Annotated in this window: 17 protein-coding genes; 12 read left to right on the top strand and 5 right to left on the bottom strand. The window is 72.6% G+C overall.

Translation table 11 applies throughout. The features are described from left to right. Positions 1-196 precede the first annotated feature (196 nt). From ABT053_RS36070 to ABT053_RS36015, 12 genes are all read left to right on the top strand, one after another. Positions 197-898 (top strand): CpaB family protein, encoded by a 702-nt coding sequence (locus tag ABT053_RS36070; protein WP_350975401.1) that lies wholly within the window; start codon positions 197-199, stop codon positions 896-898. Between the two features lies 1 nt (position 899). Then, positions 900-1742 carry a CpaE/TadZ family protein gene (locus ABT053_RS36065; RefSeq protein WP_350975400.1) on the top strand — a complete coding sequence of 281 codons (843 nt, stop codon included), beginning with the start codon at positions 900-902 and terminating at the stop codon, positions 1740-1742. Positions 1743-1934: 192 nt separating this feature from the next. Then, positions 1935-3236 (top strand): TadA family conjugal transfer-associated ATPase, encoded by a 1302-nt coding sequence (locus ABT053_RS36060; protein ID WP_350975399.1) that lies wholly within the window; start codon positions 1935-1937, stop codon positions 3234-3236. Next, the gene (locus tag ABT053_RS36055; RefSeq protein WP_350975398.1) at positions 3233-4117 is read left to right on the top strand and encodes a type II secretion system F family protein; all 885 of its coding nucleotides are present in this window, start codon (positions 3233-3235) and stop codon (positions 4115-4117) included. The genes ABT053_RS36060 and ABT053_RS36055 overlap by 4 nt, the downstream gene beginning before the upstream one ends. Continuing rightward, the gene (locus tag ABT053_RS36050; RefSeq protein WP_350975397.1) at positions 4110-5045 is read left to right on the top strand and encodes a type II secretion system F family protein; all 936 of its coding nucleotides are present in this window, start codon (positions 4110-4112) and stop codon (positions 5043-5045) included. The genes ABT053_RS36055 and ABT053_RS36050 overlap by 8 nt, the downstream gene beginning before the upstream one ends. A gap of 2 nt (positions 5046-5047) precedes the next feature. After that, positions 5048-5299, top strand: a complete 252-nt coding sequence (locus ABT053_RS36045) for a hypothetical protein (RefSeq protein WP_344750273.1) — start codon at positions 5048-5050, stop codon at positions 5297-5299. Then, a complete protein-coding gene (locus ABT053_RS36040) occupies positions 5286-5846 on the top strand; it encodes a TadE/TadG family type IV pilus assembly protein (RefSeq protein WP_350975395.1) in 561 nt (186 codons plus the stop codon). The genes ABT053_RS36045 and ABT053_RS36040 overlap by 14 nt, the downstream gene beginning before the upstream one ends. Then, positions 5843-6253, top strand: coding sequence for a TadE/TadG family type IV pilus assembly protein (locus tag ABT053_RS36035; protein ID WP_350975394.1), 411 nt, complete (start codon positions 5843-5845; stop codon positions 6251-6253). Before ABT053_RS36040 ends, ABT053_RS36035 begins: the two co-directional genes overlap by 4 nt. Before the next feature lie 398 nt (positions 6254-6651). Further along, positions 6652-7059 (top strand): pilus assembly protein TadG-related protein, encoded by a 408-nt coding sequence (locus ABT053_RS36030; protein WP_350975392.1) that lies wholly within the window; start codon positions 6652-6654, stop codon positions 7057-7059. A 52-nt stretch (positions 7060-7111) separates the two neighbouring features. Then, positions 7112-10102, top strand: a complete 2991-nt coding sequence (locus tag ABT053_RS36025) for a hypothetical protein (protein ID WP_350975391.1) — start codon at positions 7112-7114, stop codon at positions 10100-10102. A gap of 202 nt (positions 10103-10304) precedes the next feature. Next, complete coding sequence (locus ABT053_RS36020) at positions 10305-11096, top strand: hypothetical protein (RefSeq protein ID WP_350975390.1); 792 nt, start codon at positions 10305-10307, stop codon at positions 11094-11096. Beyond that, the gene (locus tag ABT053_RS36015) at positions 11093-11998 is read left to right on the top strand and encodes a hypothetical protein (RefSeq protein ID WP_350975389.1); all 906 of its coding nucleotides are present in this window, start codon (positions 11093-11095) and stop codon (positions 11996-11998) included. Before ABT053_RS36020 ends, ABT053_RS36015 begins: the two co-directional genes overlap by 4 nt. 306 nt (positions 11999-12304) lie before the next feature. Here ABT053_RS36015 and ABT053_RS36010 read toward each other — a convergent pair whose 3' ends face one another. From ABT053_RS36010 to ABT053_RS35990, 5 genes are all read right to left on the bottom strand, one after another. Continuing rightward, positions 12305-12841 (bottom strand): methylated-DNA--[protein]-cysteine S-methyltransferase, encoded by a 537-nt coding sequence (locus ABT053_RS36010; RefSeq protein ID WP_350975388.1) that lies wholly within the window; start codon positions 12839-12841, stop codon positions 12305-12307. Beyond that, complete coding sequence (locus ABT053_RS36005; protein WP_350975387.1) at positions 12838-14247, bottom strand: AlkA N-terminal domain-containing protein; 1410 nt, start codon at positions 14245-14247, stop codon at positions 12838-12840. The genes ABT053_RS36010 and ABT053_RS36005 overlap by 4 nt, the downstream gene beginning before the upstream one ends. A gap of 249 nt (positions 14248-14496) precedes the next feature. Continuing rightward, the gene (locus ABT053_RS36000) at positions 14497-15441 is read right to left on the bottom strand and encodes an NYN domain-containing protein (RefSeq protein ID WP_350975386.1); all 945 of its coding nucleotides are present in this window, start codon (positions 15439-15441) and stop codon (positions 14497-14499) included. A gap of 101 nt (positions 15442-15542) precedes the next feature. Beyond that, on the bottom strand, positions 15543-15749 hold the full coding sequence (locus ABT053_RS35995; RefSeq protein WP_350975384.1) for an acyl-CoA carboxylase subunit epsilon: 207 nt from the start codon (positions 15747-15749) through the stop codon (positions 15543-15545). After that, positions 15746-17350 carry an acyl-CoA carboxylase subunit beta gene (locus ABT053_RS35990; RefSeq protein WP_350975383.1) on the bottom strand — a complete coding sequence of 535 codons (1605 nt, stop codon included), beginning with the start codon at positions 17348-17350 and terminating at the stop codon, positions 15746-15748. The genes ABT053_RS35995 and ABT053_RS35990 overlap by 4 nt, the downstream gene beginning before the upstream one ends. Between the last annotated feature and the right edge of the window lie 78 nt (positions 17351-17428).

Genomic DNA, 17428 nt, shown 5'->3' with positions numbered 1-17428 from the left:
CTTATCACCCAGATAAGTCTTCCGTCATCTAGCCAAACGGCCATTTTCTTCTGAAGTGGCGTTGACAGACGTGTTCCTATCAAACGAGCATGGGTCCTGGATTTTGCCCGACAGCCCGTCGGCATGGTGCGCATAATGGCGTAAATTCGACCAGTAGTTCCCCATATTTATGATCACTCTGGGAGTCCCCCTACCCATGAGGACCAGTGAGAAGCCAACGGGCCGTGTCCCGGTCAACGCCGAGCGCCAGACTTCGGCGGGCACCCTGTCGGGTCCGGCGTCGCGCAAGCTTCCCGTGCCCCCACGCGAGCGCAAACCAGCCCTCGCCGCCCTCGCCGTCCTCCTCATCCTGGGCGGCGCCCTCGCCACCACGCTGCTCGTCCTGCGCAGCGGCGACCGCGTCTCGGCGATCGCCATCTCCCAGCAGGTCGGCGCCGGGCAGCCCTTCACCGAGTCGATGCTGAGGGAGGTCCAGATCGCCGACACCGGCATCGGCTACGTGGCCTGGTCCCAGCGCGCCCGCGTCACCGAGAACTTCGCCCGAGTGACCCTCATCCCCGGCACGCTCCTCACCCGCGACATGGTGGTCTCCGCCAGCAGGGAGCTCGGCCCCGGCAAGGCGCAGGTCGGCCTGTCGCTCAAACCCGGCCAGACACCGGGCACCCTGGAGCGCGGAGACCGCGTCCAGGTCGTCCACGTGCCGAGCAGGGGCGCCGGAGGCGACCGGGAGAGCCGGGTGCTGGCGCAGAGCGCCCTGGTCCACCAGATCGGCACACCGGGCAGGACCGGGGCGAACGGCCTGGTCACCATCATCGTCGACAGTTCCATCTCGCCGGAGATCGTCGCGTACGCCTCCACCGGCGAGATCGCGCTCGCCGAGCTGCCGGGAGCGCGCTGACGTGGCGCTCATCGTGCTGGCCGCCGACAAGGGCGCACCCGGGGTGACCACGGCGGCGACCGCGCTCGGCGCGATCTGGCCGCGTCCGGTGCTGCTCGCCGAGTGCGACCCGGCGGGCGGCGACATCGCCTACCGCCTGCCCGGCGCCGACGGCGGCGTGCTCAACCCCGCCAGGGGCCTGCTCACCCTGGGGGCCACGGCCCGCCGGGGCCTGCACCCCGACCAGATCCACGAGCACACCCAGAAGATCATCGGTGGCCTGGACGTGCTCGCCGGGCTCACCCACGGCGAGCAGGCGTCCGGGCTGACCTGGCTCTGGGGCCCGCTCGGCCGCGCACTGGCCACGCTGCCCGACGCCGACGTGCTGGCCGACTGCGGGCGCCTCGGCGGGCACCCCCAGCTCGCCGAGCTGACCACCGAGGCCTCGCTCGTCGTACTGTTCACCAGGGCGAGCCTCGACCACGTCGCCCACCTGCGCGAACGCCTGCAGATCATGCCGCGCGAGCCCCAGGTGGGCGTGGTCGTGATCGCCGACCCCCGGCAGTACCGCACGACCATCGACGAGGTGCGCCGGATCGTCGCGGGCACCGGCAGGCACGTCGCCTTCGTGAGCGGGCTCGCGCACGACCCCAAGGGCGCGGAGCTGCTGCGCGGCCAGTGGGGCGGGCGCCTGGACCGCTCCCTGCTGATCCGCACCGCCAGGGAGCTGGGCGGCCGTCTCGACGCCCAGCTCCGCGCCCAGGAGTCGGCGGAGTCGGCCTACCGCGCCCGGGAGCGGGCCGCCCGCCTGCCCGCCGAGCCGTCCCGCTCGCCCGTCGAGCCGTCGGGCGGGGCGAGGCCGTGACCATCGACCACGCCCTGGTCAACCGCTTCCGGCAGGGGGAGGCCGTGACCGCCGACCACACGCGGGTCAAGCGCCTCCGGCAGGGGGCGAGACCGTGACCGTCCACCAAGCGGGTCAAGCGCTTCCGGCAGGGGGCGAGGCCGTGACCGCCGACCACGCGCCGGTCAACCGCTTCCGGCAGGGGGCGAGGCCGTGACCATCGACCACACGCTGGTGAAGCGCTTCCGGCAGGACGTCGGCGACCGGCTGGCCCACCAGCGCCGCCTCGACCAGGCCAGCGGCCTGCTGCCGATGACCGGTGAGGACGAGCGCCAGTTCGCCCGCGCCCTGATCGCCCAGATCCTGGAGGAGTTCGCCCGCGGCGAGATCGGCGTCGGCAGGACGCCGCCCACCGCCGAGGAGGAGGAGGCGCTCGCCGCGGGGATCCACGCGGCCCTGTTCGGCGTCGGCCGCCTGCAGCCGCTGCTCGACGACCCCGAGGTCGAGAACATCGACATCAACGGCTGCGACCGGGTGTTCGTCGGCTACGCCGACGGCCAGGAGCTCATGCGCGAGCCGGTGGCCGAGTCCGACGAGGAGCTCGTCGAGCTGATCCAGATCCTCGCCGCCTACAGCGGCCTGTCCAGCAGGCCGTTCGACACCGCCAACCCCCAGCTCGACCTGCGCCTTCCCGACGGCTCCCGGCTCTCGGCCGTGATGGACGTGACGGTGCGCCCGTCCATCTCCATCCGCCGTTCCCGGCTGGGCAAGGTGTTTCTCACCGACCTCGTGGGAAACGGCAGCCTGACCCCGGAATTGGGGCGTTTTCTCTCGGCCGCGGTGGCGGCGCGGAAGAACATCATGATTTCCGGTTCGACGAACGCCGGGAAAACGACCCTGTTGCGCGCCCTCGCCAATGAGATTCCGCCGTCCGAGCGGCTCATCACCGTCGAGCGCGCCCTGGAACTCGGCCTCGACCAGTTTCCCGAGCTCCACCCCAACGTGGTCGCCTTCGAGCAGCGGCTCCCCAACTCCGAGGGCCAGGGCGAGATCACCATGGCGGAGCTGGTCCGCCGCTCCCTGCGCATGAACCCGTCCCGGGTGATCGTCGGCGAGGTCCTCGGCGACGAGATCGTCACCATGCTCAACGCGATGACCCAGGGCAACGACGGCTCGCTGTCGACCATCCACGCCAACTCCTCGATGGAGGTCTTCAACCGCATCGCCACCTACGCGCTCCAGGCCGCCGAGCGCCTGCCGATCGAGGCCACCCACATGCTCATCGCGGGCGCGATCGACTTCGTGGTGTTCATCGAGAAGCGCAACGACTACGCGGTGGGCGGCAGGCTGCGCCGCTTCGTGTCGAGCGTGCGCGAGGTGGCCGGGGTGGACGGCAGGGTGCTCTCCTCCGAGGTGTTCGCCATGGCGCCCGACGGCCGGGTCGTGCCGCACGCGCCGCTGTCGTGCCTGGAGGAGCTGGCCCACTTCGGCTACGACCCGGGAGGCTGGGCATGACCTTCCCCCCGGGCCTGTTCGACCCGCTCGTGCTGCTCTCCGGCCTCGCGCTCGGCGCCGGGCTGTTCCTGCTCTTCCTCTCCCTGTACGGGGTGCCCGTCAGGCCGTCCACCCCCGGCAGGAGCGCGGGCAGGCGCGAGTTCCTGCGCGCGCTGTCCACCCGGACCGCGGTGGGGGCGATCGTCGGGGTGGTCGTGCTCGTGGTGACCGGGTGGCCGGTCATGGCGGTGGGAGCCGTACTCCTCGCCATCGCCTGGCGGGGCCTGTCCGGCGGCGCCGCGGAGGAACGCACCGCGATGCGGCGGCTGGAGGCCCTCGCCGCCTGGACCGAGTCGCTCCGCGACACCATCGCCGGAGCGGCCGGGCTGGAGCAGGCGATCCCGTCCTCGATCCGGGCGGCGGCGCCCACGCTCCGCCCGCACCTGCGGTCCATGGTCGACCGCCTGCACACCAGGATGGCGCTGCCCGACGCGCTCAGGCTGTTCGCCGACGAGCTCGACGACCCCTCCGCCGACCTGGTCGTGGCCGCCCTCATCCTCAACTCCAAGCTGCGCGGCCCCGGCCTGCGCGACGTCCTCGGCGCGCTCGCCGTCTCGGCGCGCGAGGAGCTCGACATGCGCCGCCGCGTCGAGGCCGAGCGCCGCTCCACCCGCCGCAGCGTGCAGATCGTGGTCGGTACGGCCGTCGCCTTCGCCGTGATGCTCGTCGTGTTCAACCCCTCCTACGTCGAGGAGTACGACAACACGCTCGGGCAGGCCGTGCTCGTGGTGGTCGCCGGGTTCTTCGGCGCCGGGTTCGCGTGGATGCGCCGCCTGGCCCGCTTCGACAAGCCCGCCCGCCTGCTCGGCCTGCCCTCCGGAGGTGAGGTACGCGATGACTGAGGCGCTGCTCGCCGGATCGCTGCTCGGTATAGGCCTGTTCCTGCTGTTCAGAGCGTTGTTCCCGGCCCGCCCCGGGCTGGTGACACGGCTGCTCGCCCTCGACGCCGCCAGGGAGGGCACCGACGCGCCCCGGGCCCGGCTCATCCTGCCCGACGAGGAGGTCAGCGCGTTCCGGCGCGGCCTGGGCGAGCGGATGGCCCGCTTCTACGCCGCCAGGGGCTGGGAGGCGCGCTCGGCCAGGGCCGACCTCGCACTGCTCGGCAGGTCGTTCGAGGGCTTCCTCGCCACCAAGGTGCTGCTCGCGGTCTCCGGGCTGCTGGCGTTCCCGCTGCTGGTCGGTTGGCTGGTGCTGATGGAGTGGGGCGTCTCCCTCACCGTCCCGCTGTGGGCGGCGCTCATCGTCGCCGGGCTGTTCTTCGTCCTGCCCGACCTGCAGGTCAAGCGGGACGCCGCGCGGATGCGCCGCGACTTCCGGCACGTCGTCGGCTCCTTCCTCGACCTCGTCGCGATGAACCTGGCGGGCGGGCGGGGAGTGCCGGAGGCGCTGATGATGGCGGTCTCCGTGGGCACCCCGGGGCCCGACGAGGAGGGGGCCAACTGGGCGATGTCCCGCATCCGCGAGGCGCTCGGCAACGCCAGGATCGTCGGCATCACCCCCTGGCAGGCCCTCGGCCAGCTCGGCGACGAGATCAACGTCGACGAGCTGCGCGACCTGTCCGCCGCGCTCGGGCTCGTCGCCGACGACGGCGCCAAGGTCCGCTCCTCCCTCACCGCCCGCGCCGCGACCATGCGGCGCCGCGAGCTCGCCGAGATCGAGGGGCAGGCCGGCGAGCGCTCCCAGTCGATGCTCGTCGCGCAGCTCCTGCTCTGCGCGGGCTTTGTGATCTTTCTGAGTTTCCCTGCCGCTATGAAGATGTTGGGGTCCTGACAATGCTGAGCCATCCGTGGATCGTCTACGCGGCCGCCGTCCTGAGCGTCCGGATCGAGAAGGCGCGCAGCGCCCCCACCCGGGGAGCCTCCGCCGTCGAATGGGTCATCATCACGGCCATCATCGCCGGGGTGGCGCTCGGACTCGCCACCCTCATCAAGACCCTCGTCGAGGGGAAGCAGGCCGAGATCTCCAACCAGTTCGGCGGAGGCGGGGGCGGCGGGGGCGGGGGCGGCGAACTTGGCGACCCGTGATCGCTCGCGGCACCGCGACCTGGAGAGCCGTGAGATCCGGGAACACCGGGAGCACCGGGAGATCCGGGAGCACCGGCGGAAGGACGGCGGGCGCGACCGGCCCGGGAGGCCGCGGCGCGGTGGCCGCTCCGGCGCCGGGGGCCGTGGCGGCGAGCGCGGTGCCACGGTCGTCGAGCTGGCGATCATCATGCCGGTGGTGCTGGTCGTCATCCTGCTCATCGTGCAGACCGCCCTCTGGTTCCACGGACGCCAGATCGCCGACGCCGCGGCGAGGGAGGGCGCGCGGCTCGCCCGGGTCGACACCGAGTCCTGGCAGCAGGACGCCGAGTCCCGCGCCCAGGAGCTGATCCGGACCGTCGGGCCGAAACTCCTCGAAGGCGCCACGGTCACGGCCTGGGAGGAGGGCGACCTGCGGGGCGTCGAGGTGACCGCCTCGGCTGTCCAGGTCGTCCCGCTGCTGCCGTCCACCACGTTCACCGTCACCGCGCGCTTCGGCGGTCCCATCGAGTGCTTCCGTCCCGACGACGGGAGCGAAGGGTGCGAGTGATCCGCTTGATCCCCGAGACCGGCGGCGACCGCGGGTCGCTCAGCGCCGAGACGGTGCTGCTCGCCCCGGTCTTCCTGCTGTTCCTGCTGTTCCTGGTGGGCGCGGGGAGGGTGGTGGAGGCCCAGGGCGAGGTCAACGGCGCCGCGAGGGACGCCGCCAGAGCCGCCTCCGTCGAGCGCACCCTGTCCGACGCCGAGGCCGCCGCGGACGAGGCGGCCCGCGGCGCCCTGTCGGGCGAGTGCGAGCCGGAGGTGAGCCTGTCCGGTACGAAATGGGAGGAGGGCGGCCAGGTCCACGCCGAGGTGACCTGCTCCCTGGACCTGGAGTTCCTGGGCTTCGGCGCGGCCAAGGACATGAAGGGCGACTCGGTGGTCCCGCTGGAGCAGTTCCGGAGGGTCGAGGAGTGAACCCCGTGAATCCGCCCCCTCCGGAGGCTCAGGCGCACCGGAGCTCCGTACACCCGCCCGCGACACGGAGAGGGCCTGTGCGCTCCCCGTCGGGGAGGAGATCCGTGCGCCCGCGAGCGGCGCGGCGGAGGTTCGCGCGCTCACGGGTGGTGTGGCGAAGGTTCGCGCGCTCACGGGTGGTGTGGCGAAGGTTCGTACGCTCACGGGTGGTGTGGCGGAGATCCGCGCGGCCGTCCGTGCCGTGGCGGGGGTTCGTGCGCCCGCGAGCGGCGGGCCGGGGATTCGTGGGGTCGCCCGTGGTGTGGCGGGGGTTCGCACGCCCGTCCGTGGCGTGCCGGGCGTCCGGGGGGCCGTCTCGTCCGGCCGGCGGAGAGAGGCGGCACCGGGAGCGGGGGTCGATGTCGATCTTCACGGTGATCTTCTCGGTGGTGGTGTTCCTGCTGGCCGGGCTGCTCGTCGACGGAGGGGCGGCGATCAACGCCCGGCTGCGCGCGGCCGACGTCGCCGAGCAGGCCGCCAGGGCCGCCGCCGACCAGATCGACGTCGAGCACCTGCGCGCCACCGGCCAGGCCCGGCTGCTGGGGGAGGGGGAGGCCTGCGCGCCGGCCGAGGAGATCGTCTCCGCCCACGGCGGCGGCGACGTACAGCTCACGGAGTGCACGCTCGGCGGCGCCCAGGCCGAGGTCACCGTGGGCGTATCCGTCACCTGGAAGGCGTTCTTCCTCGCCGCCTTCGGCTTCCCGGGGTCGGAGATGAGAGCCGAGGCCACGGCCGGACCGGACATCGGGGAAGACCAATTGCCGTGAATCGCTGGCCCACCGGTTGACCGAGGACGAATCTGGACGGGGAGGGAGACGAATGCCCACGCGACAGCCCGCGCGCATCAAGGCCAGGCGCACACCGGGAGACCTGCTGGCGGGCCTCGGCGCGCTGATCGTCCTGGTCGCGCTCATCGCGGGGGTCCCCTACGCCCTGTACCGGCTGGCCGGGCCGCCGCTCCCGCCCGAGCTGCTCAACCTCGACCTGCTGACCAGCCAGGTGGGCACGAGCACGATCGTCGCGATCCTCGTGCTGCTGGTCTGGCTCGCGTGGCTGCAGCTGGTCGTCTGCGTGCTGGTCGAGATCTACGCCGGGCTGCGCCGGGTCGGCATGCCGGCCAGGGTGCCGTTCTCCGGCGGCACGCAGATGTTCGCCAACCGGCTGGTCTCGGCGGCCATGCTGCTGTTCACCGTCTCCGCGGTGGCCCTGCCGATCGCGAAGCTGACCAGCCTGCCGCCCTCCGGTCCCAGCGTCGTCTCCACCGGGCTCTCGTCGGTGTCCGGCCCGGCCGCCGGAGAGCGGGCCGAGCTGGAGCCGGTGCGCAAGGCCAAGAAGGTGTACGTGGTGCAGCCGCCGCACGGGCGCCATCACGAGAGCCTGTGGGAGATCGCGGAGAAGTGCCTCGGCGACGGGCGCCGGTATCCGGAGATCTACCGGCTCAACCAGCACAAGGAGCAGCCCGACGGCAGCCGCCTCCACATGGCCGACCTGATCAGGCCGGGCTGGGTCCTGGACATGCCGGACGACGCGCGCAACATCCACCTCGTCCCGGCCTCCCAGCCGCGCGACGACACCCTCAAGGACCACCGGGACAAGCCGGTGGAGCTGGACGGCCGTACCCAGACCATCACCCCCGGCCGCGCCGACCTCCCGGCGGAGCCCGCGCCCGAGGTCTCCGACCCCCGCGACAGGGCCGGTGACGCCGGTGACGCCGGTGACAGGGCCGGCGCCGACGGGACCGGCGGAGCGAGGGAGGCCGGACCGGACCGGGCGCGCCAGGACACCACCCGCGACCCGGCGCCCGCCGAACGCCCCCCGCGAGCCGTGCCGGACACCGTGCCCGACAGCGGGCGGCAGGAGCCCGGCCAGGCGGAAAGGCAGGAGCCCGGCCAGGTGGAACGGCGGGACCCGGCGGCGGTGCCGGAACCCGGAGGCAGCGCCGAAAGTGCTGACGGCACCGGCGGCGCCGAAAGCGGGCAGGACGCCGGCCTGGGGGCGCTCGACTACCTGGCGGGGGCCTCGCTCGCGGCGGCGGGACTGCTCGCGGCGCTCGGACGCAGGCGCAGGCAGCAGCTCTGGCACCGGGCGTTCGGACGCCGGATCACCCGGCCCAGGGACGACGCCGCCCAGGCCGAGCTCGCGCTCAGGCTCGGCGCCGACGCCCCCGGCAGCCGGATGCTCGACATCGGGCTCCGGCTCCTCGGCAGGTCCCTCGCCGCCGAGAACCGCGTACCACCCACGATCTACGCCGCCCACCTGTCGCCGCAGACCCTCGACCTGTGGATCCACCCGCCCGACCCCGAGGCGCCCGCGCCCTGGACCGCCCACGACGGCGGCCAGGTCTGGCGGCTCCCCGCGCACGAGGGCCGGATGATCGACGAGCGGGCGCTCGCCGACGCGCCCGCCCCGTACCCGGGGCTGGTCTCGCTCGGTTCCAACGGCGAGGGCCGGGTGCTCGTCGACCTGGAGGCCGCCCACGGGCCGATCAGCATCAACGGGCCGCAGACCACCGCCGCCCTCGCCGCGCTCGCCGTGGAGCTGGCCACCAACCGCTGGTCGGACCGGATGCGCGTCACCCTCGTCGGCTTCGGCGAGGAGCTGACCGTGATCGCCCCCGACCGGATCAGGTACGTGGGAGCCCTGGCGGAGATCCTGCCCGAGCTGGAGGCCGGGGCCGGGGGGCGCGCCCACGGCGGTGAGGTGCTCACCGGCCGGATCCACGGGCGCGCCGCCGATCCGGTCTGCACGCCGCACTACCTGCTGTCCGCGATCGCCCCCACCCCCGAGGAGGGCCGCCGGTTGGCGCTGCTCGCCAGGAAGGGCGTGAGGACGGCCGCCGGATACGTCGTCGCGGGCGAGGTGCCGCACGCCACCTGGAACTGGACGATCACCCAGGAGGGCCGCGCGGAGGTGGACGCGCTCGGCTTCGACGTGGCCGCGCAGCTGCTGCCCCGCCGCCAGTACCGGGCGCTGATCGACCTGTTCCTGGCGACCGAGCGGCTGGAGGGCGAGCCGCTCTCCGACGAGCCGGAGGCCGTCACGGACACGCCGTCGGTCGAGGTGCGCGTCCTCGGCCCCGCCGAGGTCGTCGGCCCGCCGCCCATGGAGGAGGGGCGGGCCGTGATCGCCGTCGAGATGGCCGTCTACCTGGCGACGCACCCCGGCGGCGTCCATCCCGTGGTGCTCGGCGGCATCCTCTGGCCGAGGGGCGTGCAGCCGGTGGTCAGGGACGCCACGATCGCCAGGGTCGTCGCCTGGCTGGGCACCGACAGCCAGGGACGGCCCAACCTCTACGCCGACGAGTCCGGGCGACTGCGGTTCGGCCCCGAGGTGCGCAGCGACTGGATGCTCTTCCGCGACCTCGTCCGCCGGTCGCACGCCAACCCCGCCGGACGTCCCGCGCTCCTCGACAGGGCGCTGAGCCTGGTACGGGGCCCGCTGCTGAACGGCCGCCCCCGTGGCCGCTACGCCTGGCTCGCCGCCGACGACCTGGAGTACAACGTGACCGCGGGCGTCGCGGACGCCGCGCACCGGCTCTGCGAGGTGCGGCTGGCCCGCGGTGAGACCGACCAGGCCGTGGCGGCGGTACGCGCCGGGCTGCTGCTGGCCGCGGACGACGAGGGGCTCTGGCGCGACCTGCTGCGGGCCACTCACCTCACCGCCGACCCCGTCCGCCTGCGCGCCGTGGTCGACGCCCTGCACCGGCGGGCCGCCTCCCACCCCTACGGCGGCGGGATGGCCCCCGAGACCGAGGCCCTCATCGACGAGCTGCTGCCCTCGTGGCGGATGCGCTCGGCCCCGACCGCATGACGGGCCGCGCGGGGCGGCCGGGGCGGACCCGGGCGGGACGGGCCCGGGCGGGACGGGCCCGGGCGGGACGGACTCTCGCGGTGCGGGCCGGTGCGGGCGAGCGGCCATGAGACGACGCGCAGGTACGGAGCGCGCCGGACCGGGGCAGGCCGGACCGGGGCGAGCGGACGCCGGTGGACGAGACGGGACGGAAGGGGTGGCCATGCCTTCCATCGCCGGGATCACCGGGATCACCAGCATGGACGGCATGGACGGCATGGACGGCATGCAGGAGGTGGCCATGCCGAATCGTGCATACCGGTGGTTTCGGCAGGCGGTCACTCCTAGCGTGATCCGTATGCGTGCCGTGATCGCGCCGGCCCTGCTCGCGGCCCTCGTCGCGTCGGCGGGCTGTGCCCCGTCGGAGGCGCGGCCGTTCACTCCCGTGGACCTGCCCGCCGACGCCGCCGCGACCGTCTCCCCTGGACGTTCCGCGACCGGGGAGACGCCGCCGGGGCCGAGGACGGAGACGGTCAGGGTCGCGCCGAACATGAAGGTGCTGGTCGAGTGGCCGGCCGCGCCGGACGCGAACACGACGGCGATGGTCGAGGTCTTCCGCGACTTCTACGCCGGGTCCTTCAAGGCCGTCGTGAACGGTGACGGTGACACCGCCTACCTTGACACGCTGGAGATGACGGTGGCCGGCGAGGCGCTGGCCTGGAGGCAGAAGTTCCTCGACGAGCGTCGTTCGGTACGGGGGACCGCCCGGCTCTACGCGCTGAACGTCAGCTCGCTCGTCGGACGCGGGGCCCAGCTGGACGTGTGCGTCGACCAGCGCGGGATGCAGATGATCGACACGACGACGGGCAGGAAGGCCGCCCGCCAGTCCAAGTGGACGCGCGCGCCCTTCTTCCAGAGCGCGGGCATGCGGCGAGGCGACGACGGGGTATGGCGGATCGCGATGTTCCGCCACGCGGTACTTCCCAGTGAACGCGCGAAGGGATGTCTTCGATGATCGCGAACCTCCTCATCGCGGGGTTGCTGATGCTCGACCCCGGCCCCCACGGCGAGGGCTTCCAGGACGGGTCGACCGCCGGGGTCCGCCTGGAGAACTCCAAGATCGTCCTTACCGGGACCGGGCTCAGCGGCAAGAGCGACGGCTACCAGCTCAAGCGCCCCTGCTGGTACGAACCCGACGACAGCGCCACCGGCATGCTGGATCGATTCAACAATCCGGAGGCGTGGCAGGGGGACGAGGCGAGCAAGGAGAAATACCGGCAGTTCCTGGAGCAGTTCAAGGACAAGATCGGCCAGGAGGGGTCCTGGTGGACACCGGCCTACAACGGGAGCGACCCGAACGGCTCGGCCTGCAGTCTCAACCTGCCGCCGTTCGTGTGGGTGGAGCCCGGCACCACCCCGGCCAACGGGCTCACCATAGAGGATCTCGTCGACATCGCCCGCGCCGCGCTGACCGTGCCCGAGCCGAAGATCGAGCTCAACCCGGACGTCAAGAGCTACGTCAACCTGCCGACCTGGGTCTGGCTGGACGGTGCCGGTGAGACCACCAGGTCCGTGACCGCGACGCTGCCCGGGGTGATGAGCGCCACCGTGACCGCCAACCTCTCGGACCTCGAGATCGACTCGGGCACCACCGAAGACCGGGCGACGGTCGAGACCAAGGGGTGCGGCATGAGCGGCACGCCGTACAAGAAGGGGGCCGACTTCACCTGCGGCGTGAGCTACAAACGGGCCTCGATCGACCAGCCGCGCGGGGTCTACGTGCTGGAGGTCACCTCGGTCTGGGAGATCGACATCGAGGACGACGTGGTGCCCTTCGCCTACGACCCGGTCGAGGTCGGGGCGACCCGCGACGTCCCGGTGGGCGAGGTGCAGAGCACGGTCAGGAAGACCGGCTAGCCGTCCGGGCCGGTCAGGTGCATGTGACCGGCTGTGGCGGGGCGTGGCGCACCGGCGAAGACCGGCCGATCACGCGTCGGTGACCGGCCGCGTCGGGCGCCGCTCACGCACCTGTGGCCGGCCGCGTCGAGGAGCGGCTGTCGTCCGGGCCGGTCACGCACCTGTGGCCGGCCGCGTCAGGCGCGGCTGTCGTCCGGGCCGACCATGCACCTGTGACGGGCCGCGTCGAGGTGTGGCTGCCGTCCGGGCCGGTCGCGTGCTCGTGACCGGCCGCGTCGAGGTGCGGGGTACGGCCGGGAAGACCGGTCAGTGGCTCTCCCGCCTGGTCCTGAGCCGTTCGGCGGCCGGTGCGCCCTCGTGGGTGAGCAGCCACTGCTTGACCGGGGTGCCGTAGTAGTAGCCGCCGTACCCGCCGGTGGAGGGCAGGACGCGGTGGCAGGGGACGAACGGCGCGATCAGGTTCCGCGCGCACGCGGAACCGGCGGCCCTCGCCGCGGTCCTGGGCAGCCCCGCCCGCTCGGCGAGCTCGGCGTAGCTGATCGTGACGCCCGCGGGCACCTGGCGCAGGGCGGTGAGCAGCCGCTGCCGCGTGGGCGTGCCCGGCTGTTCCACCGGCACCGCGTCGAGGGCGGTGAGGTCGCCGTCCAGATAGTCGCGTACCGCCCGCGTCGGCAGGCCCAGATCGCCGGTGAGGGTGAGCCCCTCGGCGCGCAGCTCGGGGGAGAGCCGGGCGAACATCTCCTCCGGGCCCGTGGTGGTGAAGCCCGCCGCCAGCAGCACGCCCTCGCGGGCGAGCATGGCCAGCGGGCCGGCCGGGGTGTCGAGAACCTGTGCCTCTATCATTCCGAGCTCCAAAGGTGCAGTGCGGCGTACGCCCGCCAGGGGCGCCACCGCTCGATGTGGTCTTCGGGGATGCCCAGGCAGGCCATGGACCGCCGCAGGCCGAGGTCTCCGCCGGGCCAGGCGTCCGGGTCGCGCAGCGCCCGCAGCGCGATGTAGCCGGAGGTCCACGGCCCGATCCCGGGGACCTCCAGCAGCCCGGCGGCCGCCTCCGCGGGCTCCTGCGCGCCGTCCAGGTCGATCTCGCCGCCCGCGACCCTCTCGGCGAGCGCCCTCAGCGTCGCCACCCGCCGCCCGGTCAGGCCCAGCCCGCCGAGATCGGCCTCCGCGAGCTCCTCCGCGGACGGGAACAGGTGGGTCAGCCCCTGCCCGCCGGTGGGGCGCCCGGCCCTGGCCGCGACGCGGCCGAGGATGGTACGGGCGCCCGCGACGGAGATCTGCTGGCCGATCACCGCGCGTACGGCCATCTCGAAACCGTCCCAGGCGCCGGGCACGCGCAGTCCCGGGCGGGCGGCGACGAGCGGTCCCAGCGAGGTCGCGCCGAGCGCGGAGGAGATCGCCTCGGGGTCCGCGTCGAGGTCGAGGAGGCGGCGGCAGCGGGCGACGATCCTGGCCAGGTGGCGGGTGTCGTCGACGCTCACGTCCAGCTTCACGTGGCCGGGCCCGGGGGTGAGGGTGATCGTGCCGCCGGGGACGGCCCGGCTGTAGGACGTGCCGTCCGCGCGCTCCAGCCCGGGGATCGCCCGCGTGCCCAGGAACCGCATCAGGGTCGCGGCGTCGTACGGCTCCCTGCGGTGCAGCCGCAGGGTGAGGGCGTCGCCGCACATCCCGGGCTTCGTCCCCGTCGTCGCCCGCAGCTCGCCGGGGGTGAAGCCGTAGGTGTCCTTCATGGTCGCGTTGAACTGCCGGACGCTGCCGAAGCCCGACGCGAACGCCACGTCGACGATCGGCAGCCCGGTCTCGGTGAGCAGCTGCTTGGCCAGCAGCAGGCGCTTGGTCCTGGCCACGGCGAGCGGGCCCACGCCGATCTCCGCGGTGAACAGCCGGTGCAGGTGCCGTCCGGTGATGTGCAGCCGCCCGGCGAGCCGGGTCATCCCGCCGTCGTCCGCCACGCCCTCGTCGATCAGCCGCAGCGCCCGGCCGACCAGGTCGCCCCGGTGGTCCCAGCCGGGGTCGCCGGGGCTCAGCTCCGGCCGGCAGCGCTTGCACGGCCGGAACCCGGCCGCCTCGGCGGAGGCCGCGTGGCGGTAGAACCGCACGTTGCGGGTGGACGGGGTGCGTGCCGGGCAGATCGGCCGGCAGTAGATGCGGGTGGAGGTGACCGCCGTGTAGAACCGCCCGTCGAACCGGGCGTCCCTCGCGGCCACCGCGCGGTAACAGGAGTCGAAGTCGAGCTCTTTCACGGGCACGCCGACGACGCTACCCGCGGCGCACGGGGCACGGCTGGCGGGAATCGGACGCGGTCGTGGCGGCCGTCGCGGGAGGGCAGAGGGCAGGCGGAGGGCAGGCAGAGGGCAGGCGGACGAGGCCGTCGCGATCCTCACGTGGAGGATCGTCACGCCCTTCACGTGGAGAACCGTCACACCCCTCACTTGGAGGATCGTCACGCCCCTCACGTGGAGGACCCGTCACACCTCTCACGTGGAGGAGACGCCGACTCACTTGGAGGAGACGCCGACCCCGATCTCGAACTCCCGGTAGACGCGGGCCCAGAACCCGTCGCGGAGCCAGACGCGTGCCTCGGGGTACGGGCGCAGGGAGTGGCCCAGCTCCTTCTCCGCCTCGATGAGCAGCTCGGTGTCGATCACCGTGGGCAGGATCGGCCCCGGCAGCAGGTCGCGGATGTTGTCGCGGCCACGGGTGAGGATCCACTTCTGGGCCACGTGCTCGCCGACCTCCTCGACGCGCGGGCGGCTCGGGCCCAGCTTGGTGACCTGGCCCACCGGCACCTTGGGCTTGGCGGCGGCGGTGCGACCGGCGAAGACCTGGGCGGGAGAGGGCGCGATCGGGGGGACCGGCACCGGCACCGGCGCGGGGGCGCGGCTGAAGAAGGACCGCAGGAAGTCGGCGCTGATGATCTCGACGGTGTCGGACTCCCAGACCAGGCGCTCGGCCTGGTTGGTGCCGTAGGGGGGCTCCACCCCCCACAGGTGGATCCGCACCCCGTACGCCTGGGCGGCCTCGACGGCGGGGACCATGTCCTCGTCCCCGGCCAGCAGGATCGTGTCGCTCACCGCGTGGTGCCTGGCCAGCGCCTCCAGGTCGCTCCTTATCTGCGCGTCCACGCCCTTCTGCTGGCCCCGCGCGTTCAGGTTGCCCAGGCGCACCTTGACCCAGGGCAGCTGGGCGATGACCCGCTGGTCCACGGTCGGGACCCGGTCGCGGGCGGCGTCGTACCAGTAGATCCGGAGCAGCTCCCCGTGGATGCGCTCCTCCGCGTGCTTCTGCAACGCCTGGATCAGCTCGTCCGCCGCCACCCGGTACTCCTTGCGCTCCTTGGCACTCAGGAGCACCTCTCCGGCCGCCGCGTACAGGTAGCCGACGTCGACCAGGACGGCGTACTTCGCGGCGATGGGATGCGACGTGAGGTCCAGGATGGTCATGTCGTCCTCCAGGCCTCGGAACTAGCTGATCGGCTGACTATATGCGCCCATTTCTTAGATGGTCCCAACTCTCGTGCAACTTGACACCCTGTTCCCGGGATCTATCTCGGCAGTGCGCTGGATCGCCACGCGCCTTGTCCGGTAGGAAGTGCTTTTCGCATGCGATGTGAGTGATTGCTCCATGATTTCGACGTCTGCGGGGCTTTCGACGCCGGACTCGCCGGTGCGGCACGCGTTGCGAGGGCGATCACCACAGCGGCGATCTCCTCGGGGGTCGCGTCCCCTTTAATGATCTTCAGATGCCTCATAGCGGGATGTTCCCGTGCTTCTTCGGGGGCAGGGTCGCGCGCTTGTTGCGCAGGGTCCGCAGCGCCTTGACGATCTGGACCCGGGTGTCGGAAGGGCGGATCACGGCGTCCACATACCCACGTTCGGCCGCGAGATACGGGTTGGCGAGGGTGTCCTCGTACTCGGCGACGAACCCGGCCCGCTGGGCGTCCGGATCCTCGGCCGCGGCCAGCTCGCGCCGGTAGAGGATGTTGACCGCGCCCTGCGCGCCCATCACCGCGATCTGCGCGGTCGGCCAGGCCAGGTTGACGTCGGCGCCCAGGTGCTTGGACCCCATGACGTCGTACGCCCCGCCGTACGCCTTGCGGGTGATCACCGTGACGAGGGGGACGGTCGCCTCCGCGTAGGCGTAGAGCAGCTTGGCGCCGCGCCGGATGATGCCGTTCCATTCCTGGTCGGTGCCCGGCAGGAATCCCGGGACGTCGACGAATGTCAGGACGGGAATGTTGAAGGCGTCGCACGTACGGACGAATCGCGCGGCTTTCTCGGAGGCCGAGATGTCCAGCGTGCCGGCGAAACTCATCGGCTGGTTGGCGACGATTCCCACCGGGCGTCCCTCGACCCGGCCGAAACCCACGAGGATGTTGGGCGCGAATTGCGCGTGCACCTCCAGGAATTCGCCGTCGTCCAGGACGTGTTCGAGAACCGTGTGCATCTCGTACGGCTGGTTCGCCGAGTCGGGGATCAGCGTGTCGAGCTCGCGGTCCTCGTCGGTCGTCTCCAGCGGCGGGTCGGCGTCGAACGCCGGGGCGTCGTCCATGTTGTTGGACGGCAGATAGGACAGCAGCGCCCTGGCGAACTCCAGGCAGTCGGCCTCGTCGGACGCCTCGTAGTGGGCCACGCCCGAGCGGGAGCTGTGCGTGTGCGCCCCGCCGAGCTCCTCGAACGTCACCTCCTCGCCGGTGACCGTCCTGATCACGTCGGGGCCGGTGATGAACATGTGCGACTTCTCCGCCACCATCAGCACGAAGTCGGTGAGGGCGGGGGAGTAGACGGCGCCGCCCGCGCAGGGGCCCATGACCAGCGAGATCTGCGGGATCACCCCGGAGGCGTGGACGTTCCGCTTGAAGATCTCGGCGTACAGGCCCAGCGAGACGACGCCCTCCTGGATGCGCGCCCCTCCGGAGTCGTTGATCCCGATCACCGGGCAGCCGGTCTTCAGCGCGTGGTCCATGACCTTGAGGATCTTCTCGCCGAAGACCTCGCCCAGGGAGCCGCCGAAGATGGTGAAGTCCTGGGAGAACACCGCCACCGGGCGGTCGTCGACCGTGCCGTACCCGGTCACGACCCCGTCGCCGTACGGCCGCTGCCGCTCCAGGCCGAAGCTCGTGGACCGGTGCCTGGCGAGCTTGTCGAACTCCACGAAGCTGCCCTCGTCGAGGAGGGCGAGCACCCGCTCCCTGGCGGTCATCTTCCCTGCGGCGTGCTGTCTCTCGACGGCGCGAGCCGAACCCGCGTGGGCCGCCTCACCCAGGCGGCGCTCCAGGTCGGCCAGTTTCCCGGCCGTGGTGTGAATGTCGGGTCCGGAATCCGACGGCTCGGCGCTCAGGGACTCGCTCATCCCAGCAGGGTAACCGTCGTCTCACATCGCGAACTATCGGGGGCGATCGTTCGTTTCCCGTGCGGGGCGGCCGATCGT

Origin of the sequence: Streptosporangium sp. NPDC002524 (assembly GCF_040295985.1) — a bacterium.
Classification (GTDB): domain Bacteria; phylum Actinomycetota; class Actinomycetes; order Streptosporangiales; family Streptosporangiaceae; genus Streptosporangium.
The sequence above is the reverse complement of the archived record's forward strand: the minus strand, read 5'-3'. Positions and strand labels throughout refer to the sequence as shown.